The following is a 21,854-nucleotide window of genomic DNA, read 5'->3' on the forward strand; positions in this document are numbered from 1 at the left end:
GGCGGGCAGTAAAAGGGAGTCCTGGATGAAGTATTGGCGTGTGATGGTGATCTTCCTGGCGTTTTTGCTGCTGGGTGGCTGCCTGGTTTCCTTCAAGGAGCCGTTGCCCGCCAATGAGGCCGCCCCGCAGGGGCTGCTGGGAAAATGGACCAGCAAGAACGCCTGGGGCGAAGCACAGAATCTGGAACTGACCCGAGTCGGCCCGGACCGCTATCAAGCGGTGAGCTACTTCAAGGCGCGACCGAAAGAGCGTGAAGCCTACCCCTTCACCGTGTCGCGCCATGGCAACCGCTGGTACCTGTCGGCCAAGGTCCCGGCCCAGTATGGCGGACACTTCACTATCGCCGGCTTCGAACTCGACGATCGCCGGGAACTGGTGATCTATCAACTCGATCTCGACCAGATCCGCCAGGCCCTTGGCCAGCAGCGGCTTCAGGGCGACCCCTTTACCACCGGTGAAGGCGATGGCGTGCTGGTCAATAGCAGCATGGACCAGGTATTCGCCTACCTCGACGATCCGGCCAATTCCGATGTCTTTGTCGAGGCTGCCCGCTACCAGCGGCGCTGAATATTTACTCAACGCAGTACGTCAGGCTTGAACAAGGGAGTTACCGGTGGACGATTACCAGCAGACGATACGCACCCTGTCTGATCGCATAGTGCTGGCGCAGACGCCGATCCGCGTCCTCGATGCGGTGAAGTGGGACGACACCATTCGCAAGGGCTTCCTCAAGGCCAAAGGCAAGGAAATGCCGGCGGTGGACCGCGATTACTACCTCAATCGGCCGCTGTCTTTCGACTCGAGCAAAGTGAAGCTGGAGTTCCAGAACATCGAGCGTGACATCACTCGTCAGCTCGGTCAGTTCAACCCGGTCGGGCAGATCATGCGGCGCATGTGCAAGGAGTACCGCATGGTGGTGCGGATGCTCGAAGCCCGGGGCACCGAGGATTTCGGCCTGATTTCCCAGGAGCTCTACGGCGCGGCCTCCGATGCCTTTCACGCCGGCGACCCGACCCTGGCCGACCTGGGTCTGATGATGTCCGATTACCTGAACAACATCGATGGCCGGGGCGACCTCAAGGACGAACCGAAGACCCTTAGCGCCAAGGAGGCCGTGCACCTGCTGCAGACCCGCCTGAACAAAGTCTTTGGCGAGGCCGAGGAGACCATTCGGGTGTTCGAGTCCGACGGTATCGTCGCTGATGCGGCGGCGGGTGCCGACTACATCAAGATTCGCGCCGACGCGAAGTTCAACGAACGCGACGTGCGTGCCCTCGAGGTGCATGAAGGGCTGGTGCATGTCGGCACCACCCTCAATGGCTTGAGCCAACCGATCTGCACCTTCCTGGCCAAGGGCCCGCCGTCGTCGACCGTGACCCAGGAAGGCCTGGCGATCCTGATGGAAATCATCACCTTCGCCTCCTATCCCAGCCGCCTGCGCAAATTGACCAACCGTACTCGCGCCATCCATATGGTCGAGGAGGGCGCGGACTTCCTGCAGATCTACGAGTTCTTCCGCGAGCAGGGCTTCGAAATGGCCGAAAGCTACGGCAACGCCAGCCGGGTGTTCCGCGGTTCGGTGCCCAATGGCCTGCCATTTACTAAAGACTTGTCCTATCTCAAGGGCTTCATCATGGTTTACAACTACATTCAGTTGGCCGTGCGCAAAGGCAAGCTTGAGCAGATTCCGTTGCTGTTCTGCGGCAAGACCACCCTGGAAGACATGCGCACCTTGCGCCAGCTGGTCGATGAAGGCCTGGTGGAACCACCGAAATACCTGCCGGCTCAGTTCCGCGACATGAACGCGCTGTCGGCCTGGATGTGCTTCTCCAACTTCCTCAACCACCTGAGCTTGGACCGGATTGAGGCGGACTATTCCAACATTCTGTAGGAGCCAGCTTGCTGGCGATGGCGGTTTATCCGGCAACAAATATGTTGAATGTGGCCCCCAATCGCGAGCAGGCTCGCTCCTACAGAGGTTTCAAAGGATGCGAATCCTCGGCGTCATCTGCCTTCTCCTGACCCTGACCGGCTGCAGCTCCCTGCTGTTCTACCCAGAACCCGGTCAGTTATTTACCCCGGCAAAAGCCGACCTCGAATTTCACGACGTCACCCTGACCACCGCCGACGGTGTCCGCCTGCACGCCTGGTGGTTGCCGACGAAACCGGGTGTGGCGGTCAAGGGCACGGTGCTGCACCTGCACGGCAACGGCGGCAATCTGCCGATGCACCTGGGAGGCAGCTATTGGTTGCCGAAAGAAGGTTACCAAGTGTTGCTGCTGGACTACCGCGGATACGGACTCTCCGAGGGCAAACCGAGTCTGCCGCAGGTCTATTTGGACATCGACGCCGCGTTCAACTGGCTGGACCAGGCGCCCGAGGTCCAGGGTAAGCCGTTGATCGTGCTGGGCCAGAGTCTCGGCGGGGCCATGGCCCTGCATTATCTGGCCGAACGCCCGCAGCGTCAGGCCGGGCTCAAGGCATTGGTGCTCGATGGCGTACCCGCCAGCTACCGCGCAGTCGGCCAGTTTGCCTTGAGTACTTCATGGCTGACCTGGCCGCTACAGGTGCCGTTGTCCTGGCTGGTTCCGGACGCCGACAGTGCCATTTACGCGATGCCAAAGATCAATCAAGTGCCGAAATTGATCTACCACAGCATCGACGACCCGATCGTGCCTCTTTCCAACGGCATCCGACTGTATCAAGCTGCGCCGCCGCCCAAAGTCCTGCAGCTGACCCGGGGAGGTCATGTGCAGACCTTCGCCGATCCGGTCTGGCGCACCGTCATGCTGCGTTGGCTGGACGATCCAGAACATTTCAATGGGGTGCGTCGACTCGGCGAAATCCCCAACTACCCGGCACCCCGTCATTCTGAAGTTGAACCGCAAGAGAGCCCGCAATGAGTGAAGAACGTAACGCCATCCCGCTGATCATCACCGGTATCTGCACCATCCTCGGCACCGTGGGCGCCCTGTGGTGGTACGGCTACCTGCACTTTGCCAAGCCGGAAGATGCCTTGCTGCTCAGCGACTTCACCATGCTCAAGACCGTGCCGGGCGAAGACTACAAAATCTCCCTGCAACCGGCCGCGCAAGTCGCGCAGTGCATCGATGGCGTGCTGGTGATGTTCGACACCGAACAGAAAGGCCTGACGGGCGTACTGGTCAACAACAAGAAGCAGGCGGTGCGCTGCATGGGCCAGGAAACGCCGCAGCAGCTTGAACCGTAAGTCCAGCCGCACTGATCGTTGTCTAGTCCTGAAATAGGTTTACACCTGTTTCACCCTCAAAACGCCCGATGCACCGCATCGGGCGTTTTGCATTTCAACGATAGGTGCGGACGTTTGCTGTTGTAGATGCTTATCGACTCGTCGACCATTCGAATCGCCTCGGCAAGATCTCTAGGTCGGTGAAGCAGAAACTCTGTCTTCAAGATCCCGTTTACACGCTCCGCCAAAGCGTTCTGATAACAGTCGTACCCGTCGGTCATGGAGCACCTGACGCCATGTTTGGCATGCAACTTCTGGTAAAGATCAGAGCAGTATTGGGCGGATTCAACCGGTCGTCGCAACACCTTGATCGAGGTGTTTATGGGACGACCCGCAGGATGGATGCAAAAATTGACGGGCCGGGGAGCGATGCGTTCTCCAGGTGCACCCTCACTTCGTAATGAGATCGAGCGGCTATTTTGGGTGCAGATTGCAACAGGTATCACAAGCGAAAAGGCAGCACATGCCGTTGGCGTATCAACAGCGGTAGGTACACGCTGGTTCCGTCATCGAGGCGGGATGCCATTATTCATGTCGAATCACATATCAGGACGTTACTTATCGTTTGCAGAGCGAGAAGAGATTGGGCTGCTTCGAGCGCAAAGTGTTGGCGTTCGTGAGATCGCCCGTCGCCTTGGACGAAGCCCATCGACAATTTCACGGGAGCTGACACGAAATGCTGCTACCCGTTGCGGTCGGCTTGAATATCGAGCGTCAGTAGCGCAATGGAAGGCAGAACTGGTGGCCAAGAGGCCGAAACCAGCAAAGCTGGTCACTAACCCGCGACTGCACCAGTACGTACGCGACCGCCTTGAGGGCAAGGTTCAAGACGCCGATGGTCGTGACATCTCTGGGCCTCGGCAAGCGCCCTTCAAAGGTCGAAATAAACCGCATCGCAGTGACCGTAAATGGGTCAATGGCTGGTCGCCTGAACAGATTGCCAACCGGCTCCAGATCGATTTTCCGGATGATGAATCCATGCGCATCTCTCATGAAGCCATATATCAGGCGCTCTACATTCAGGGTCGAGGAGCTCTCAAGCGCGAACTGGTGAGCTGCCTGCGCTCAGGACGAGCATTGCGCGTGCCGAGAGCCAGAGCGCAGGCCAAAGTGTGGGCACACGTCAGCGAGGACGTCATGATCTCCAGTCGCCCTGCTGAGGTAGAAGATCGGGCTGTACCCGGGCATTGGGAGGGCGACCTGATCATCGGTCTGAACCGTTCTGCGATTGGAACTCTGGTCGAGCGCTCAACTCGATTTACCATGCTCGTCCATCTGCCCCGCGAGAAAGGTTATGGGCTAATTCCCCGCACGAAGAACGGCCCGGCGCTGGCTGGCTATGGGGCTGTTAGTATGGCCAATGCATTGAAGAAGACGGTGACTGATCTTCCCATCGAGCTGTGGCGATCTTTGACCTGGGATCGTGGAAAGGAGCTGTCGGATCACGCTCGATTTACCATCGAGTCCGGAGTAAAGGTTTTCTTTGCTGATCCACATAGTCCATGGCAGCGCGGCACAAACGAAAATACGAACGGCCTTCTACGGCAATACTTCCCGAAAGGCACTGACCTCTCTCGTTGGAGTGCTCAAGAAATACAGGCGGTAGCTCACGTACTTAACACTAGACCTCGAAAAACACTCGGCTGGAAAACACCTGCCGAAGCACTGAATGAGTATCTAAAGTCTGTACAACAATCCAGTGTTGCGACGACCGGTTGAATCCGCCTTGCGAGCCGCGATCTGAGTGATGCACCAGCGCCTGATCCGTTCTTCTGTTCCTTAGAGCCTTGTTCATTGCCTGTATGACCGATTCGGTGTGCAGGGTTTCATGCACGTGATGGCCGACGATTTTGCGAGAGTAGGCATCGGTCACCAAGCTCACATAGGCAACGCTTTGTTGGGTAGGCAAATAGGTGATGTCCGCCACCCAGACCTGCTCGGGGCCCGTAGCAGTCACTTGATCAGGGCCAGGTTTTAACCGATTCGGATGTCGGCGGAAGCGATGATGGCTGTCAGTGGTCTTGTGATAGGCGCGCTTGCGAGGAACCAGTTGCCGATTGTCTCGCAAGATATCGAATAGCCGATCTCGACCTACCGTTTGCGTCAGCTCAGGCTCCGCCTGCATAAGGCCATGCAGCTTACGAGTGCCCAACCGGGGCATCTGAAGACGTGTTTCCAGGACAAAACCCAGCACTTTCTGAGCATGACTGGCTTGCGCGTCATAAGCCCGGTTTCGTTTGTAGTACGCCTGCCGGGATATACCCAGAAACTGGCAAGCCCTCTGAATACTCAGGCCTTGGACTTGCCCTTGGGTGAGGACTTGCCGGATCGCTTTTTTACGATAGAAACCCCGTAATCGTTCTTCAACACGTCAACCACCGCTTCGAAGAATTGGGCTTTCTGATTGGCAAGGGCTAGCTTTTCCTCCAGCTCCTTGATTCGCTGCTCAGGCGTCAGAGGCAAACTTTGCTCGTCCATCGGTCGGCTCCTCTGGGTACGAATAGAGGCGCCTTGGCTCCAGTCCTGCCGCCCATGCTTGCGTAACCACACCAGCACAGTCGACCGCCCCTGAATCCCATAGCGCCGTTGAGCCTCTTTATAACTCAACTCGCCTTTTTCGACCTGATCAACGACTGCCAATTTAAAGCCCAGCGTGTAATCACGTTGGCTGCGCCTTTTTCCCGTATCCATTGGTTCCTCCTGAAGATAAGTCAGAAGGTGTAAACCTTATTCAGGACGAGACACGTGCTCAAAAAAAGCCCCGCCTGAACGAATCAGACGGGGCTTTTGCGTTACTGCGTTAAACGTTTAGTTTGCGCTCACTGCCGAGCGCGGAATCACTGGTTGGCTGTCATTGGAAACGGTGACTTCGACCCGACGGTTCATCGCTCGGCCCGAGGCGCTGCCGTTGTCGGCGACCGGGTATTCCTTGCCATACCCCTGGGCGACGATGCGCGCAGGGTCAACGCCCATTTTCACCAGGGCCATGCGCACCGAGTTGGCGCGACGTTCCGACAGCGACTGGTTGTGCGAGGCGGTGCCAGTGCTGTCGGTGTAGCCTTCGATAATCACTTTGCGGTCCGGATTCTGCTCCAGGTAGCGCGCCAGGGTGTTGACGTTGACCAGGCCGCTGGATTTCAGCTCGGCCTTGTCGGTGGCGAACAGCACGTCGCCGAAGGTCACCAGGGTGCCGCGGTCGGTCTGCTTGGCATTGAGGCTGGCCTGCAGTTGCTTGATCTGCGTGTCGCGGGCATCAAGGCGGGCCTGGGCGCGCTTGGCCGAAGCATTTTTCAGCTCGGCTTCAGCAGTGCGCAGAGCGATGGTCTGTTTGGCCACTTCGACTCGCTGATTGGTCAGGTAGGCCAACTGGTCGACCTTCGCCGTGTCCTCACGTTCACGGAACGCATTGTCGGCTTTGTCCATGTAGTCGCTGGCTTCCTTGGTTTCCAGGGCCGCGACCTTGCTCGCCTGTGGATCGGCCTGGAGTGCCGAGTAGTTGACGCGGGCCTGTTCCAGGTTGGCGTTGGGTGGGGTCGAGCAGGCCGCGAGGGCAACGCTGGCGGCCAAGAGGGCTGGGATCATCAGTTGTTTGCGCATATGAATTCGTCCTTTCTATCTATTCGCGGGGCTCAGGGCGTAGGGGGGGGCAGCTTTTACTGCACGGTGCGCTGGCTTTCCTGACGTAGTTCCTGGACGCCTTGCTGAGAGTCCTTGACCGATTGTTCGGCTTTCGCCGCCTGGGCTTTGCGTTCGGCGACGCGGGCATCCCACTCCGCCTGTTCGGCGTACATCCGGGCTTGGTCATATTGCTTGTCATGCATGGCCAGCTCGGCTTGTTTGAGCTTGTCCTGGGCGGATTTCATTTCCACGGCGGCAAACTCGGTGCCGCCAGCGCTCACGGCACTCTTGACCGCCGATTCAGTCACGGCGTATTGCTCGGTCGGCGGGTTGCCGGCGCACCCGGCCAGCACGAAGCTGCAACCGAGGGCCAGGGCAGCCAGTTTCAGACCGCGCGGGAAGGTGGGGGTGCTGGTGGCGGTGCGGGATTTCATGGTCGTCAACTCCATTGGATAACTCCTGAAAAACGTCAAATCCATCCTGGGGAAAGAGCCGTTGTGGCGCCTGTTTTGAGACGGCAGTTCCAGCGATGGTTACAGGATGGACCCGAGGCTTTTTTTCAAAGTTCAGAAAAATTGACGGTTGTTGTAAAAAAAATGGACGCCAGGGTCAGGGCTGCGGGCGTTGTTTCAGATGTGCACAGCCGAATTCCCGAGCCTGTGAAGGCCCGGGAAATGTGCTGTTCAGGGGGAGGATGCAGCGAGCTTGGATCAGTGTTTCTGCTCGCCGGCGTCCGCTGACAAATCGCGTAAATGCTGGCGTGACAGGGAGAGAAAACGCGGGGTTGGACCGACATCTTCGTACAGCGGATCGCCTTCTTCGTCGGTGGCGATGACCTGCTGGCCCTTGATGTACGGGAAGCTTGCTTCAAGCTCCTCGAGCGCTGCACCGATCAGTTCGCCGAGCAGTTCCTCGGGGTGGCGCTTGGGGTACATGTCACTGAGGGCAGCCAGGCGGGCAGCGGCTTCGACGTCCAGGTGAATGGTGTAGCCGGTCTTGGTCAAGCGGCCTTTGGCAGTTTCTTCCCAATGCTGGGCCAGTTCACGGATTTTCATAATGACCTCAATAGGCACCTGCTCGTGACAGGTTGAGATGAATGTCCGGCCGTGGCCGGTGCAAGCCTTTGTGCGGCTTACTCATGAGACTAGTCGTAACCGCGAAGGTTTACTGTCAGTTCGTCGCCTGCTTGTAAGAACCGTCTGTGGGCGGCACTCTTGGGGTTCGCTTCAGAGCTGACCGCCATTCGCTGGAGAACTGCTGATGACCGATATTGATGCACGCTTGCGCGAAGATGTTCACCTCTTGGGTGAGCTGTTGGGCAACACCATTCGCGAGCAGTACGGGGAAGGATTTCTCGACAAGATCGAGCAGATTCGCAAGGGTGCCAAGGCTGACCGCAGGGGCTCGATGGACGCGGAGCTGAGTGCCAGCCTCAACCAGCTGAGCGAAGACGAATTGCTGCCTGTGGCACGGGCGTTCAATCAATTCCTCAACCTGGCGAACATCGCCGAGCAGTACCAGTTGATTCATCGGCGCGACGAGTCGCAACCGGCACCGTTCGAGGCGCGGGTATTGCCCGAACTGCTGGCCCGGCTGCGTGCCGAAGGCCATGGCGCCGAGGCGCTGGCGCGACAGTTGGGCCGCCTGGAAATCGAACTGGTGCTGACCGCGCATCCCACCGAAGTGGCGCGTCGCACGCTGATCCAGAAGTACGACGCGATCGCTGCGCAACTCGCCGCGCAAGATCACCGCGACCTCACCAGCGCCGAGCGTGAACAGATCCAGCAGCGCTTGCAGCGGCTGATCGCCGAGGCCTGGCACACCGAGGAAATCCGCCGGACCCGACCCACCCCGGTGGATGAAGCCAAGTGGGGCTTCGCGGTCATCGAGCACTCGCTGTGGCAGGCGATTCCCAATTACCTGCGCAAGGCCGACCAGGCGCTGCAGGCCGCCACCGGCTTGCGTCTGCCGCTGGAAGCCGCGCCGATCCGTTTCGCCTCGTGGATGGGTGGCGACCGTGACGGTAACCCCAACGTCACCGCCGCGGTGACCCGTGAAGTGCTGTTGCTGGCGCGCTGGATGGCGGCGGACCTGTACCTGCGTGACGTCGATCAATTGGCCGCCGACCTGTCGATGCAGCAGGCCAGTGCGGCCTTACGTGCCCAGGCTGGCGACAGCGCCGAACCTTACCGTGCCGTGCTAAAGCAACTGCGCGACCGCCTGCGCGCGACCCGCCAATGGGCTCAGGCCTCCTTGGCCGCAACGACCCCGGCACCCGCTCAAGTGCTGCACAACAACCGCGAACTGCTGGATCCGCTGGAGCTGTGCTACCAGTCGCTGCATGAGTGCGGCATGGGCGTGATCGCCGATGGGCCGTTGCTCGATTGCCTGCGCCGCGCGGTGACCTTCGGCCTGTTCCTGGTGCGCCTGGACGTGCGTCAGGACGCCTCGCGTCACGCTTCGGCCATGACTGAAATCACCGACTATCTCGGCCTGGGTCGTTATGAAGACTGGGACGAGGAGGCGCGCATTCGCTTTCTGATGGCGGAGTTGAACAATCGCCGGCCGCTGTTGCCGACGCATTTCAAGCCTTCGGCCGATACCGCCGAGGTCCTTGCTACCTGTCGTGAAGTGGCTGCAGCACCGGGGGCCTCGCTGGGCTCCTATGTGATTTCGATGGCCGGTGCCGCCTCTGATGTGTTGGCGGTGCAACTGCTGCTCAAGGAGTCCGGGGTGCTGCGGCCGATGCGCGTGGTGCCGCTGTTCGAAACCCTGGCTGACCTCGACAATGCCGGGCCGGTGATCGAGAAGCTGTTGCTGCTGCCGGGCTATCGCGCACGCCTGCAGGGCCCGCAGGAAGTGATGATTGGCTATTCCGACTCGGCCAAGGACGCCGGCACCACGGCCGCCGCCTGGGCGCAGTATCGAGCGCAAGAGCGGCTGGTGGACATCTGTCGCGAGCAGCAGGTCGAATTGCTGCTATTCCATGGTCGCGGCGGCACGGTGGGGCGTGGCGGTGGTCCGGCTCACGCGGCCATTCTCTCGCAGCCACCGGGTTCGGTGGCCGGACGCTTCCGCACCACCGAGCAGGGCGAGATGATTCGCTTCAAGTTCGGCCTACCGGACATCGCCGAGCAGAACCTTAACCTGTACCTGGCGGCTGTCCTCGAAGCGACGCTCCTGCCGCCGCCGCCACCAACCCCCGAGTGGCGTCATCTGATGGATGAATTGGCGGCCGATGGTGTCAGCGCCTATCGTGCGGTGGTGCGGGAAAATCCGCAATTCGTCGAGTACTTCCGCCAATCCACGCCTGAGCAGGAACTGGGGCGTCTGCCGCTGGGCAGCCGGCCGGCCAAGCGTCGCGCTGGTGGTATTGAAAGCCTGCGAGCTATCCCGTGGATCTTCGGCTGGACCCAGACGCGCCTGATGTTGCCGGCCTGGCTCGGCTGGGAAGCGGCGCTGAGCAATGCCCTGGCACGCGGCGAGGGTGAGCTGTTGGCACAGATGCGCGAGCAATGGCCGTTCTTCCGCACCCGTATCGACATGCTGGAGATGGTGCTGGCCAAGGCCGACACGGACATCGCCCGGTCTTACGACGAGCGTCTGGTGGAGGCGGATCTGCTGCCGTTGGGTGCGCATTTACGCGACCTATTGTCGCAGGCCTGCGCGGTGGTGCTGGGCCTGACTGGCCAGTCGCAGTTGCTCGCCCATAGCCCGGCTACCCTGGAGTTCATCCGTTTACGCAACACCTACCTGGACCCTCTTCATCTATTGCAGGCGGAGTTGCTGGCGCGTTCGCGGCAACAGGAGGTGGCGCAAGGCAGCCCGGTAGAACAGGCGCTGCTGGTGTCTGTGGCGGGAATTGCCGCTGGTTTACGTAATACCGGCTGAGGCGTTTGCGCCGTCGTCAGTGAACGTTTTCGTCCCTTTTCAGGGCGAGCGAGGAGGGTTGTTGTCGACGGCCAGGCGACACTTTGTTATGGGGTTGCGACTTGGAATACCTCGTCGCAACGGCACCACAGGCGCGGGTTCTTCCGACTTTCGGCGGCTTGTGTGGGCCGTGCCTGCTGTGTATCTTGATCAGCCTTTGGCCGTTTGGGCGGCCCACGACCCTATTCCAGGATTGGCCCCGTGCGGCGAATCCGATTGTTTATAAATAAGAAATTGAGGAGCACATCGATGCGCGTCATTCTGCTGGGAGCTCCCGGAGCCGGTAAAGGTACTCAGGCCAAGTTCATCACCGAAAAATTCGCCATTCCACAGATTTCCACCGGCGACATGCTGCGTGCGGCGGTCAAGGCTGGCACCGAGCTGGGCATCAAGGCCAAAGGCATCATGGATGCCGGCGGCCTGGTCTCCGACGACCTGATCATCGCCCTGGTCAAGGACCGTATTGCTCAGCCGGACTGCGTCAACGGTTTCCTGTTCGACGGCTTCCCGCGCACCATTCCGCAGGCTGAAGCCCTGGTGACTGAAGGCGTCGAGCTGGACCACGTGGTCGAAATCGCTGTAGACGATGAAGAAATCGTCCAGCGTATCGCCGGTCGCCGTGTTCACGAAGCCAGCGGCCGCGTGTACCACACCGTCTACAACCCGCCAAAACTGGCTGGCAAGGACGACATCACCGGTGAGGAGCTGGTGCAGCGCAAGGACGACACCGAAGAAACCGTGCGTCATCGCCTGTCGGTCTACCACTCGCAGACCAAGCCGCTGGTGGACTTCTACCAGAAGCTGTCGGCTGCCCAGGGCAAGCCGAAGTACAGCCACATTGCAGGCGTTGGCTCGGTTGAAGCCATCACCGGCAAAGTGCTGGAAGCGCTGAGCTGATAAAGCTGATTTGCTTTGTCTTCAACGGCCCGCTTGCGGGCCGTTGTTGTTTATACTGACGGACTTTTTTCTACTGCCTGACGGAAACATCGATGAGCACCTTGCTGGCCCTGGACACCGCGACTGAAGCTTGCTCCGTTGCCTTGCTGCATGACGGTAAAGTGACGAGCCATTACGAGGTGATCCCGCGCCTGCATGCGCAGAAGCTGTTGCCGATGATCCAGCAGTTGCTGGCGGATGCCGGCACAACCTTGCAGGCCGTTGATGCGATTGCCTTCGGCCGTGGTCCAGGCGCATTCACCGGTGTGCGAATTGCCATAGGCGTGGTCCAGGGTCTGGCGTTTGCCCTCGATCGCCCGGTGTTGCCGGTGTCCAACCTGGCAGTACTGGCGCAGCGTGCATTGCGTGAGCATGCTGCGACGCAGGTGGCGGCTGCCATCGATGCGCGGATGGACGAAGTCTATTGGGGTTGCTACCGCGAGACCGCCGGGGAAATGCGCCTGGTGGGTGCCGAAGCGGTGCTACCGCCAGAAGTCGCGGCCTTGCCGGTCGATGCCACGGGCGAGTGGTTTGGCGCGGGCACGGGCTGGGGTTATGGCGAACGCATTGGCGTTGCGCCCAGCGGCCAGGACGCGGGCATGTTGCCCCACGCCGAGGACCTGCTGAGCCTTGCCCGGTTCGCTTGGGAACGCGGCGAAGCCGTTGCCGCCGATCAAGCGCAACCAGTCTACCTGCGCGATAAAGTGGCGACGCCGAAGGCTAGATAAATATTGCTTGTACCCCTGTAGGAGCAAGCTCTCTCCTACAGGGTTTTGTGGTCGATCAAATGGTGATCGGTGGCCGATAACCCCGCCAATCGTCTGTTTTCCTTCAGCCTTTTAAACCTTTTGCCTTTTATGTGTTCTAGTTATCACTTGGCTGTTTGCGCACCTCTGCAAGTGCCGCTAAATTGCCATCATTGATGACAGGCACGCTCTCATGCGCATAGACGGATTTCCCTCGCAGTCGTACCCCATTTCGCGTAAGCCTCGCAAAGGCCGGGCGACGGTGGACGAGTCGGTCATCGACGAAGACGGCGAGTTGCAAATCCCCTCCGAAGAGCAAATGGCCGCGCGTGCCGAGCAACGCACCAGCCATCTTCCGGCACGCCAGCAAGACCTGCTGTATCACCGGGCCATGGACCGCAATGCATCGCTGGCCCTGGCCAGCTACCTGAGTACCGCCGCTTTCGTCGATTGGGATATGGAAGTGCTGGGGCTCGACCTGTACATCTGATGTCACTGCCTTATTTCCTCGGTTGCCCGTCCTGGAGCGAAAACGCCTGGCGCGAGTACCTGTACCCGCAAGACGCGCGCGCCAACCAATACCTCGAACTGTATTCGCAGGTGTTCAACGCGGTGGAGGGCAACACCACCTTCTATGCCCGTCCCGCCCCGGCAACCGTGGAGCGCTGGGCGCAGATCATGCCCGAGCATTTTCGCTTCACTGCCAAGTTTCCCGGCGATATCAGCCACGGCGGTGACCTGCGCGAGCAACTGACCGCAGCCGAGACCTTCGTGCAGTTGCTTAGCCCTTTAGGCGACAGAGTTGCGCCGTACTGGTTGCAGCTGTCCAAAGCCTTCACCCCGCAACGCCTGGCCGAACTCGCCGGCTTTATCGATGGCCTGCAGTGCCCGCTGGCGGTCGAGGTGCGGCATCGAGACTTCTTTGCCAAGGGCGATGCCGAACGCATGCTCAACCGGCTGTTGCGCGACCGTGGCGTGGAGCGCATCTGCCTGGACCCGCGGGCGCTGTTCAGTTGCACTTCGACCGAGGCTGCGATTTTGCATGCGCAGGATAAAAAGCCCAATGTGCCGACCCGGCCGGCGGCCTTTACTCAGTTCCCTCAGGTGCGCTTCATTGGTCATCCGGAGCTCGAAGCTAACGAGCCGTTTCTTACGCCCTGGGTGGAGAAAATCGCCCTGTGGATCGAGGAGGGTCGCACCCCCTACGTCTTCCTGCATACCGCGGATAACCGTTTGGCGGCAGCCTTGGCGCAACGCTTTCATCAGCGGCTGATGCTGCGTTTACCTGGCTTGCCGGCGCTGCCTGAGTTATACAGAGAGCCCGCCGCCGTGCAGCTTGGATTGCTCTGACGACGGCTCACACCCATCGCCAAGGAGCCCATCTATGGATGCGCAAACTCGCAAAGCCCATGCGTTCAAAGCCCTGCACGAAGGTGCCGGGGTGTTTGTGATTCCCAATCCATGGGATGCCGGCTCGGCGAAAATGCTCGCCAGCCTGGGGTACCAGGCGTTGGCAACCACCAGCGCCGGCTGCGCCTTTTCCATGGCCCGCGCCGATGGTGCGCTGAAACTCGACGATACCCTGGCCAACGTCCGCGCAATTGTTGCCGCCAGCGACCTGCCTGTGGCCGTGGACCTGGAAAACGGTTTCGCCGACGACCCGAAACAATCCGCCGCCAGCCTGCTGGCTGCCGCTGGGGCCGGTGCCGTGGGTGGCTCGATTGAAGATGCCACCGGCCGCGAAGAAGGGCCGATCTATTGCTTCGAACACGCCGTGGCGCGGATCGAAGCGGCGGTCGCGGCGGCGCGCAGCCTGCCATTCCCGTTCATCCTGACCGCCCGCGCCGAAAATTACCTGCATGGCAAACCCGACCTGGCCGACACCATTCGCCGCCTGCAGGCATTTGCCGAGGCCGGCGCCGATGTGTTGTATGCCCCGGGCCTGCGCAATGCCGAGGAAGTGCTGGCGGTGGTGCGTGCCGTGGCGCCGAAACCGGTCAACGTGTTGATGTCGGGCGGGCTCAAGCTGACGGTGGCGCAACTCGCAGAGATGGGCGTCAAGCGCATCAGTGTCGGTTCGGCGATGGCCCTGGCGGCTTATGGCGAGTTCTTCCGCGCCGCCCAGGAAATCCGCGATCACGGCACTTTTGGCTTCACTGAGCGCTCGATGCCGTTTGCCCAGGCCAATCAACTGTTCAAGGGCTGATGGACGCGATCCAAGGGGATGTTGGGTGAAAGTGCTGGCGCTGCTGGTTGTCTTGCTGGGAGGGCTGCTACTCAGCGTCTGGCGTGGCTGGTTGATTGTTCCGTCAGCCTGGAACCCTTGGGCGCCGCTGGATGTGCACACGACGCCGAACCTGCTGACTCGCTACAAGCTCGCCCAGTTGCGCGACAACCCGATGCTTTGCGATCAGGCACTGGCTACCTCGGGGCTGAAAGTCAGTCGCCAGGCCGACAGCCCGGTGAACGTCGCGTGTCCATTGTCCAACGTGGTACGGGTACAGGGTGCCGAAGTTGGCCTGAGCAGCAGCTTCCTCGCCAGTTGCCCCTTGGCCGTGGCCTTCGCCCTGTTCGAGCGGCATGCCCTGCAGCCGGCGGCGCAGCAGGTCTATGGCCAGGCGGTGACGCGGGTCGATCATCTGGGTAGCTTTGCGTGTCGCAATATCTATGGCCGGGAAAAAGCCGCGCGCAGTCAGCATGCGAGTGCCAGCGCCCTGGATATCGCCGGTTTTCGTCTGGCTGATGGCCGCAGCATCAATGTGCTGCGCGATTGGCCCAAAGATAACGACGACGCACGATTCCTGCGCCAGGTCCGCGACGATGCCTGCGCGATGTTCAATGTGGTGTTGAGCCCGGACTACAACGCGGCGCACCGCAACCATTTTCATCTGGACGTGGGCCGCTGGTGGGTCTGTCGCTGAGTCTTAGGCGGCGATGCGCAGGTTCTGCAGGACGATCGGACGCGCCCAGTGCAGGTCGTAGTCCAGGTCTTGCTGTTGATCCACCAGCTCTTGCGGCGGATACGGCGGGGCAGGTGGGTCCAGCAGGTCCAGCTCGAATTCGGCAATCGGCAGGAACAACGGGCGCGGTTGCGGCGCGGGGCCTGGGGTGGGCAGCGGTTGACCGGCAGTGAGGACCAGCGGGCGCAGCCATTCGCTGTCGAAATCCTGTTGCGCCTGCTGGGCCACCAGCTCTTCAGCGGCGAAGGCGGGCGCGGGCTTGTCGGCCAGGTCCATCTCGAATTCGGCGATCGGCAGGAACAACGGCTCGGGTGGACGGATTTCGGTGTCGACGATCGCGCAGGCGCGCTGAGTGACGATCTCCGCCAGCAACTCGGAACCGCCTGCTGGCTCGTCCGGACCATCGACCACTACGGGCTGCAAGGTGCCTGGCGGCGGGGCCCCGTCACCCAACTGATCGGCCAGCGCCCGGGCAAAGAAATCTTGCCACAGGTGGCTGCTGACGCCGCTCAGTGTCTGGGTGTTGTGACGGCTGTATTCGCGATAAGGCGTAATAAAGCCTGCGGGGACGCGTTGAAGGTCTGACATGGTTCTCGGTCGACGCTCAGCTCTGGCAAAATGCTCGATAGTTTGGTTATCGGCCGCTTTTGCCGATCCTTGATTTTTTCGAGTGTGATTTCTGATGAGTGAACAACCCGCGGCCAGCCGCATCATTGTCCAGGCCCTGGCCGATGCCTACCGCACCCAAGCCGAGCAGTGGGCCGAGCGCCTGGGCCTGCCGCTGCACCTGGAAGATGCCGAGTTCGCCTTGCAAGTGGGCGAGCAAGGCTTGCAGTTGCAGCAACTGGGGCCGGATGCGCCGGGGCCGGTGCGGGTCGACTTCGTCGAGGGCGGCGCAGCTCATCGCCGACTGTACGGCGGCGGCAGCGGGCAAATGATTGCCAAGGCGGTGGGTATCGCCCAAGGTGTGCGGCCTCGGGTGCTGGATGCCACGGCAGGCTTGGGCAAGGACGGCTTCGTGCTGGCCAGCCTGGGCTGCGAAATGAGCCTGATCGAACGCCAACCACTGATCGGCGCCTTGCTCGAAGACGGCCTGGCCCGTGCGGCGGAAGATTTCGAGGTGGCGCCGATCGTTGCGCGCATGCGGTTGCTCAAGGGTAATTCGATCGAGTTGATGCGCAACTGGGAGGGCGAACCGCCGCAGGTGATCTACCTCGACCCGATGTTCCCGCACCGCGAGAAAACTGCACTGGTGAAGAAGGAAATGCGCCTGTTCCGGCCCCTGGTCGGTGACGATCCGGACGCCCCGGCGCTGCTCGCCGCCGCCCTGGCGCTGGCCACTCACCGCGTGGTGGTCAAACGCCCGCGCAAGGCACCCTGCATCGAAGGGCCGAAGCCGAGTCACGCGCTGGATGGCAAGTCCAGCCGCTACGATATTTATCCCAAGAAAGCTCTTAAGCCCTGAGCTTGCCGCTAGTGCCTGCGGGCAAACGCCCGCATGAACAACTCCACCACTTCCCGCACATGCGCCTCGGCCGCTTCGCCGGTCAGCGGCTCGCCGCAGCCGTAGAGCAGGCGGAAATTGCCGGCGCCCTTGAGCAGGCAGAAAAAGTGCTCTGCGGCGTTGCGTGGTTTGTCGATGCTCAAGGCGCCCAACTGGTCGATCTTGCCCAGCAAGCGCTCCATGCCCTGCAACATCCGCTCGGGACCGGCTTCGAAAAAGATCTGCGAGAGCTTGGGGTCCTGGCTGCCGAGGGCCATGATCAGGCGATGCAGATTGACGGACTCATCGCTGTTGATCAGTTGATGAAAGCCTCTGGCAATGTTCAGTAATACATTTTCCACCGACATGCCGTCGGGCAATTCGAAGAACAAGGTAGGCAATTGCTCTTCGCATTTGGCGATGACGGCGGCGGAAAACAGTGTCTCCTTGTCGTTGAAATGACTGTAGACCGTCAGTTTCGATACGCCGGCCTCAGCCGCCACCGCGTCCATGCTGGTGCTCGCGTAACCATTACTCAGAAACAGGCGCTTTGCCGCTTCAAGGATTGCCTCGCGCTTTGCGAGATCTTTGGGGCGGCCGGGGCCGTTTTGTGAAGAAAGATTGTCGGACATTTTTCGCTTTTAATACTGGACTGGTGAGTTTGCTATTAATAACATACTGGCCAGTATAAATATTCCAAGCACTATTAGCGAAAGGTCGTTCACCATGTTCCGCTATGCCTTGCCCCTCGCGTTGCCAGTCAGCCTGGCCTTTCTGTTAACGGCATGTGGTCAGGAAGAGCCGGTACAAGCCACCGTGCGTCCGGCCATGGTGGTTCAGCCAGAGCCTTCGGCGCAGTCGCTGGAGAGCTACCCCGGTGAAGTTCGCGCTCGCTTCGAGCCCGACCTGGCCTTTCGCATTGCCGGTAAAGTCAGCCGACGACTGGTCGATGAGGGCGAGCGGGTCAAGGCCAATCAGCCATTGGCCGAACTCGATCCCGAGGACGTGCGCCTGCAACTGGACGCGACCCGTGCCCAGGTCACCGCAGCCACCGCCAACCTCAATCTGGTACGCGCCGAACGCGATCGCTACAAGACCCTGATGGAACGTCAGATGGTCAGCCGTTCGCAGTACGACAATGCGGAAAACCTCTACCGTTCAGGTGAAGCACGTCTCAAGCAGATCAAGGCGGAATTTGACGTGGCCAACAATCAGGCCAGCTACGCGATCCTGCGGGCGCCACAGGACGGCGTGGTCGCCAAGCGTGCGGCAGAAGTCGGGCAAGTGGTGGCCGCTGGGCAAACGGTGTTCACCCTGGCCGCTGACGGTGAGCGCGAAGTGCTGATCAGCCTGCCGGAGCAGAACTTCGGCCGCTTCAAAGTCGGTCAGCCAGTCACTGTTGAACTCTGGACCCAGCCTGATCAACGCCTGGCAGGCACCCTTCGTGAGTTGTCGCCGGCGGCCGATCCAAAATCACGGACCTTTGCCGCTCGCATTGCGTTCACTGCCGGCAAGGTGCCGGCGGAACTGGGACAGAGTGCCCGGGTGTTCATTGAAAACGCTCAGGCGATGGCGCTTTCGGTGCCGCTCTCGGCACTCACTGCCGAGAACGGTGCGACCTACGTCTGGATCGTCGGCCCTGATAACACCCTGAAAAAAGCCCCGGTCCGGGTCGGTGCCTTCGGTGAAAAAACCGTGCCGGTGCTCGAAGGCTTGAGTGCCAATGATTGGGTAGTGGCAGCCGGCGTGCATGTACTGCTCGACGGCCAGAAAGTGCGTCCGGTGGATCGCGCCAACCGCACGGTCGATGTGGCGGCCAAGGAGTAATGCCCGATGGGTTTCAATCTTTCCGCCTGGGCGCTGCGTAATCGCCAGATCGTACTGTTCCTGATGATTCTGCTGGCGGTCGTCGGCACCTTGTCGTACACCAAGTTGGGGCAGAGCGAAGATCCGCCCTTCACCTTCAAGGCCATGGTGATCAAAACCAATTGGCCGGGCGCAACGGCCCAGGAGGTCTCGCGGCAGGTCACCGAGCGTATTGAAAAGAAACTGATGGAGACCGGTGAATACGAGCGCATCGTTTCGTTCTCGCGTCCCGGTGAATCCCAGGTCACGTTCATTGCCCGCGACTCGATGCACTCGGTGGAGATTCCCGAGCTGTGGTACCAGGTGCGCAAGAAGGTCAGCGACATCCGCCAGACCCTGCCACCGGGCATCCAGGGGCCGTTTTTCAACGACGAATTCGGCACCACCTTCGGCAATATCTATGCGCTGACTGGTGAAGGGTTTGATTACGCAGTGCTCAAGGACTACGCCGATCGCATCCAGATCCAGCTGCAACGGGTCAAAGATGTCGGCAAGGTCGAACTGCTCGGGGTGCAGGACGAGAAGATCTGGATCGAGCTGTCCAACCTCAAGCTGGCGACCCTTGGGCTGCCGCTGGCTGCGGTCCAGCAGGCACTGGAAGAACAGAACGCGCTGTCCAATGCCGGCTTTTTCGAGACCGGCAGCGAACGCTTGCAACTGCGGGTGTCGGGTAACTTCCAGTCGGTTGAACAGATCCAGCAATTCCCGATTCGCGTAGGCGATCGCACCTTCCGTATTGGCGACGTCGCCGATGTGCGCCGTGGCTTCAACGATCCGCCGGCACCGCGCATGCGCTTCATGGCTGAAGATGCCATCGGCCTGGCTGTGGCGATGAAGGACGGTGGCGACATTCTGGTGCTCGGCAAGGCCCTGGAGGCGGAGTTCGAGCGCATCCAGAACAACCTGCCGGCGGGCATGCAGTTGCGCAAGGTCTCCGACCAGCCAGCGGCGGTGAAAACCGGTGTGGGCGAGTTTGTCCGAGTATTGGTCGAGGCGTTGGCGATCGTCCTGTTGGTGAGTTTCTTCTCCCTCGGCGTGCGCACTGGCATGGTGGTCGCGCTGTCGATTCCGTTGGTGTTGGCGATGACCTTCGCCTGCATGTATTACCTGGGCATCGGCCTGCACAAGATTTCCCTGGGCGCCCTGGTGCTGGCCCTTGGGCTGCTGGTGGACGACGCGATCATTGCCGTGGAAATGATGGCGATCAAGATGGAGCAGGGTTTTGACCGGATCAAGGCGGCCAGCTATGCCTGGACCAGCACCGCCTTCCCGATGCTCACCGGTACCCTGATCACTGCCGCCGGTTTCTTGCCGATCGCCACCGCGCAATCGGGCACCGGCGAATACACCCGTTCGATCTTCCAGGTGGTGACCATCGCCCTGCTGGCCTCCTGGGTGGCGGCGGTGCTGTTCGTGCCGTACCTGGGCGAGAAGCTGCTGCCGGATCTGGCGAAAATCCACGCCGCCAAGCATGGCGCCGGGCAGCCGGATCCTTACGCCACGCCGTTTTACCAGCGAGTGCGCCGGCTGGTGGAGTGGTGCGTGCGTCGGCGTAAAACGGTGATTACCTTGACCCTCATGCTCTTCGTGGCCTCGGTGGTGCTCTTCCGGTTTGTCCCGCAGCAGTTTTTCCCGGCCTCTGGTCGCCTGGAATTAATGGTCGACCTGAAACTGGCCGAAGGCGCCTCGCTGAGCAACACCACGGATGATGTCAAGCGTTTGGAGGCGATGCTCAAGGAGCGCGCTGGCATTGAAAACTATGTGGCCTACGTCGGCACCGGTTCGCCGCGCTTCTACCTGCCGCTGGACCAGCAATTGCCGGCGGCCAGCTTTGCCCAGTTTGTCGTGTTGGCCAATACCATCGAAGAGCGCGAGACCCTGCGCACCTGGCTGATCGAGACCCTTAACCAGCAGTTCCCGACTTTGCGTTCGCGGGTCACGCGCCTGGAAAACGGGCCGCCTGTGGGCTATCCGGTGCAGTTCCGAGTCACCGGCGAACACATCGAGGAAGTCCGCGCACTGGCGCGCAAGGTAGCGGCCAAGGTCCGTGAGAACCCGCATGTGGTCAACGTGCACCTGGACTGGGAAGAACCGAGCAAGGTGGTCTACCTGAACATCGATCAGGACCGCGCCCGGGCGTTGGGCGTAAGCACCGCCAACCTGTCGAAGTTCCTGCAAAGCTCGCTGACCGGCTCCACTGTCAGTCAGTACCGCGAGGACAACGAGTTGATCGAAATCCTCCTGCGCGGCACGGTGCACGAGCGCACTGAGCTGTCGCGGCTGTCGAGCCTGGCGGTGCCGACCGATAACGGCAGGAGCGTGGCCCTGTCCCAGGTCGCGACCCTGGAATACGGCTTCGAGGAGGGCATCATCTGGCACCGTAACCGCCTGCCCAACGTGACAGTGCGCGCCGACATCTATGGCAAGGAGCAACCGGCAACCCTGGTCAAGCAGATCCTTCCGACCCTGGAGCCAATCCGTGCCGAATTGCCGGATGGCTATTTGCTGGATGTTGGCGGTACGGTGGAAGACTCTACCCGTGGCCAGGATTCGGTGAAGGCCGGCGTGCCGTTGTTCATCGTGGTCGTCCTGACTTTGCTGATGGTGCAGCTGCGCAGCTTCTCGCGCACGGCCATGGTGTTCCTCACCGCGCCGCTGGGGTTGATTGGCGTGACGCTGTTCCTGATGGTGTTCCGCCAGCCGTTCGGCTTCGTGGCCATGCTCGGCACCATCGCCCTGTCGGGGATGATCATGCGCAACTCGGTGATCTTGGTGGACCAGATCGAACAGGACATCCGCGCCGGCCTGAAACCCTGGCAGGCAATCATCGAAGCCACGGTGCGGCGCTTCCGGCCCATCGTGCTGACTGCACTCGCGGCGGTACTGGCGATGATTCCCTTGTCGCGCAGCGTGTTCTTCGGGCCGATGGCGGTGGCGATCATGGGCGGGCTGATTGTCGCCACGGCGCTGACCCTGCTGTTCCTGCCGGCGCTGTATGCGGCGTGGTTCAGGATCAGGAAGGAGTAGGGTTCGTCGGTAATCCTTG

Annotated in this window: 20 protein-coding genes and 2 pseudogenes; 15 read left to right on the plus strand and 7 right to left on the minus strand. The window is 60.8% G+C overall.

The annotated features are described in order from the left end of the window. The first annotated feature begins 25 nt into the window (after window positions 1–25). From KW062_RS05820 to KW062_RS05835, 4 genes are all read left to right on the plus strand, one after another. Complete coding sequence (locus KW062_RS05820; protein WP_027619086.1) at window positions 26–568, plus strand: hypothetical protein; 543 nt, start codon at window positions 26–28, stop codon at window positions 566–568. A gap of 46 nt (window positions 569–614) precedes the next feature. Beyond that, window positions 615–1,892, plus strand: a complete 1,278-nt coding sequence (locus tag KW062_RS05825; protein WP_027619085.1) for a flavohemoglobin expression-modulating QEGLA motif protein — start codon at window positions 615–617, stop codon at window positions 1,890–1,892. A 97-nt stretch (window positions 1,893–1,989) separates the two neighbouring features. Next, complete coding sequence (locus KW062_RS05830; RefSeq protein WP_027619084.1) at window positions 1,990–2,904, plus strand: alpha/beta hydrolase; 915 nt, start codon at window positions 1,990–1,992, stop codon at window positions 2,902–2,904. Then, entirely contained in the window at window positions 2,901–3,230 is a 330-nt protein-coding gene (locus tag KW062_RS05835; protein ID WP_027619083.1) for a hypothetical protein, read from the plus strand. The genes KW062_RS05830 and KW062_RS05835 overlap by 4 nt, the downstream gene beginning before the upstream one ends. A gap of 56 nt (window positions 3,231–3,286) precedes the next feature. On the opposite strand, the pseudogene KW062_RS05840 reads toward KW062_RS05835, so the two are convergent. After that, window positions 3,287–3,547, minus strand: a pseudogene (locus tag KW062_RS05840) (integrase core domain-containing protein); the annotation flags it as partial. Window positions 3,548–3,611: 64 nt separating this feature from the next. On the opposite strand from KW062_RS05840, the gene KW062_RS05845 reads away from it, so the two are divergent. Continuing rightward, on the plus strand, window positions 3,612–4,988 hold the full coding sequence (locus KW062_RS05845) for an IS30 family transposase (protein ID WP_081786355.1): 1,377 nt from the start codon (window positions 3,612–3,614) through the stop codon (window positions 4,986–4,988). Between the two features lie 7 nt (window positions 4,989–4,995). Here the strand turns inward: KW062_RS05845 and KW062_RS05850 are convergent. From KW062_RS05850 to KW062_RS05865, 4 genes and pseudogenes are all read right to left on the minus strand, one after another. Beyond that, a pseudogene (locus tag KW062_RS05850) lies at window positions 4,996–5,960 on the minus strand (IS3 family transposase); the annotation flags it as partial. Window positions 5,961–6,077: 117 nt separating this feature from the next. After that, window positions 6,078–6,866, minus strand: coding sequence for an OmpA family protein (locus KW062_RS05855; RefSeq protein WP_105755049.1), 789 nt, complete (start codon window positions 6,864–6,866; stop codon window positions 6,078–6,080). Between the two features lie 56 nt (window positions 6,867–6,922). Next, window positions 6,923–7,336, minus strand: a complete 414-nt coding sequence (locus KW062_RS05860; protein WP_027619081.1) for a DUF4398 domain-containing protein — start codon at window positions 7,334–7,336, stop codon at window positions 6,923–6,925. Between the two features lie 261 nt (window positions 7,337–7,597). Continuing rightward, window positions 7,598–7,942 carry a hypothetical protein gene (locus KW062_RS05865; RefSeq protein WP_027619080.1) on the minus strand — a complete coding sequence of 115 codons (345 nt, stop codon included), beginning with the start codon at window positions 7,940–7,942 and terminating at the stop codon, window positions 7,598–7,600. Between the two features lie 205 nt (window positions 7,943–8,147). Between KW062_RS05865 and ppc the strand changes: the two genes are divergently transcribed. The 7 genes from ppc (at window position 8,148) to KW062_RS05900 (ending at window position 15,420) form a co-directional block, all read left to right on the plus strand. Beyond that, window positions 8,148–10,778, plus strand: a complete 2,631-nt coding sequence (gene ppc, locus KW062_RS05870) for a phosphoenolpyruvate carboxylase (protein ID WP_105755048.1) — start codon at window positions 8,148–8,150, stop codon at window positions 10,776–10,778. Between the two features lie 288 nt (window positions 10,779–11,066). Next, complete coding sequence (gene adk / locus KW062_RS05875) at window positions 11,067–11,714, plus strand: adenylate kinase (protein ID WP_027619078.1); 648 nt, start codon at window positions 11,067–11,069, stop codon at window positions 11,712–11,714. 92 nt (window positions 11,715–11,806) lie between these two features. After that, window positions 11,807–12,481: a tRNA (adenosine(37)-N6)-threonylcarbamoyltransferase complex dimerization subunit type 1 TsaB gene (tsaB, locus tag KW062_RS05880; RefSeq protein ID WP_105755047.1), complete on the plus strand. Its 675-nt coding sequence runs from the start codon at window positions 11,807–11,809 to the stop codon at window positions 12,479–12,481. 211 nt (window positions 12,482–12,692) lie between these two features. Beyond that, window positions 12,693–12,989, plus strand: coding sequence for a hypothetical protein (locus KW062_RS05885; RefSeq protein ID WP_027619076.1), 297 nt, complete (start codon window positions 12,693–12,695; stop codon window positions 12,987–12,989). After that, window positions 12,989–13,849 carry a DUF72 domain-containing protein gene (locus KW062_RS05890; RefSeq protein WP_105755046.1) on the plus strand — a complete coding sequence of 287 codons (861 nt, stop codon included), beginning with the start codon at window positions 12,989–12,991 and terminating at the stop codon, window positions 13,847–13,849. Before KW062_RS05885 ends, KW062_RS05890 begins: the two co-directional genes overlap by 1 nt. Before the next feature lie 34 nt (window positions 13,850–13,883). Next, complete coding sequence (locus KW062_RS05895; protein WP_027619074.1) at window positions 13,884–14,705, plus strand: isocitrate lyase/PEP mutase family protein; 822 nt, start codon at window positions 13,884–13,886, stop codon at window positions 14,703–14,705. 25 nt (window positions 14,706–14,730) lie between these two features. Next, the gene (locus KW062_RS05900) at window positions 14,731–15,420 is read left to right on the plus strand and encodes an extensin-like domain-containing protein (protein ID WP_256350891.1); all 690 of its coding nucleotides are present in this window, start codon (window positions 14,731–14,733) and stop codon (window positions 15,418–15,420) included. Window positions 15,421–15,423: 3 nt separating this feature from the next. Here KW062_RS05900 and KW062_RS05905 read toward each other — a convergent pair whose 3' ends face one another. Beyond that, entirely contained in the window at window positions 15,424–16,047 is a 624-nt protein-coding gene (locus KW062_RS05905) for a hypothetical protein (protein WP_027619072.1), read from the minus strand. 94 nt (window positions 16,048–16,141) lie between these two features. Between KW062_RS05905 and KW062_RS05910 the strand changes: the two genes are divergently transcribed. After that, complete coding sequence (locus KW062_RS05910) at window positions 16,142–16,924, plus strand: class I SAM-dependent methyltransferase (protein ID WP_105755044.1); 783 nt, start codon at window positions 16,142–16,144, stop codon at window positions 16,922–16,924. A gap of 8 nt (window positions 16,925–16,932) precedes the next feature. Here KW062_RS05910 and KW062_RS05915 read toward each other — a convergent pair whose 3' ends face one another. Next, a complete protein-coding gene (locus KW062_RS05915) occupies window positions 16,933–17,574 on the minus strand; it encodes a TetR/AcrR family transcriptional regulator (RefSeq protein ID WP_027619070.1) in 642 nt (213 codons plus the stop codon). Between the two features lie 94 nt (window positions 17,575–17,668). Between KW062_RS05915 and KW062_RS05920 the strand changes: the two genes are divergently transcribed. Next, the gene (locus KW062_RS05920) at window positions 17,669–18,769 is read left to right on the plus strand and encodes an efflux RND transporter periplasmic adaptor subunit (RefSeq protein ID WP_105755043.1); all 1,101 of its coding nucleotides are present in this window, start codon (window positions 17,669–17,671) and stop codon (window positions 18,767–18,769) included. Window positions 18,770–18,775: 6 nt separating this feature from the next. After that, window positions 18,776–21,835, plus strand: a complete 3,060-nt coding sequence (locus tag KW062_RS05925; RefSeq protein ID WP_105755042.1) for an efflux RND transporter permease subunit — start codon at window positions 18,776–18,778, stop codon at window positions 21,833–21,835. Window positions 21,836–21,854 lie beyond the last annotated feature (19 nt).

The sequence above is a fragment of the Pseudomonas fluorescens genome (assembly GCF_019212185.1).
Lineage (GTDB): Bacteria > Pseudomonadota > Gammaproteobacteria > Pseudomonadales > Pseudomonadaceae > Aquipseudomonas.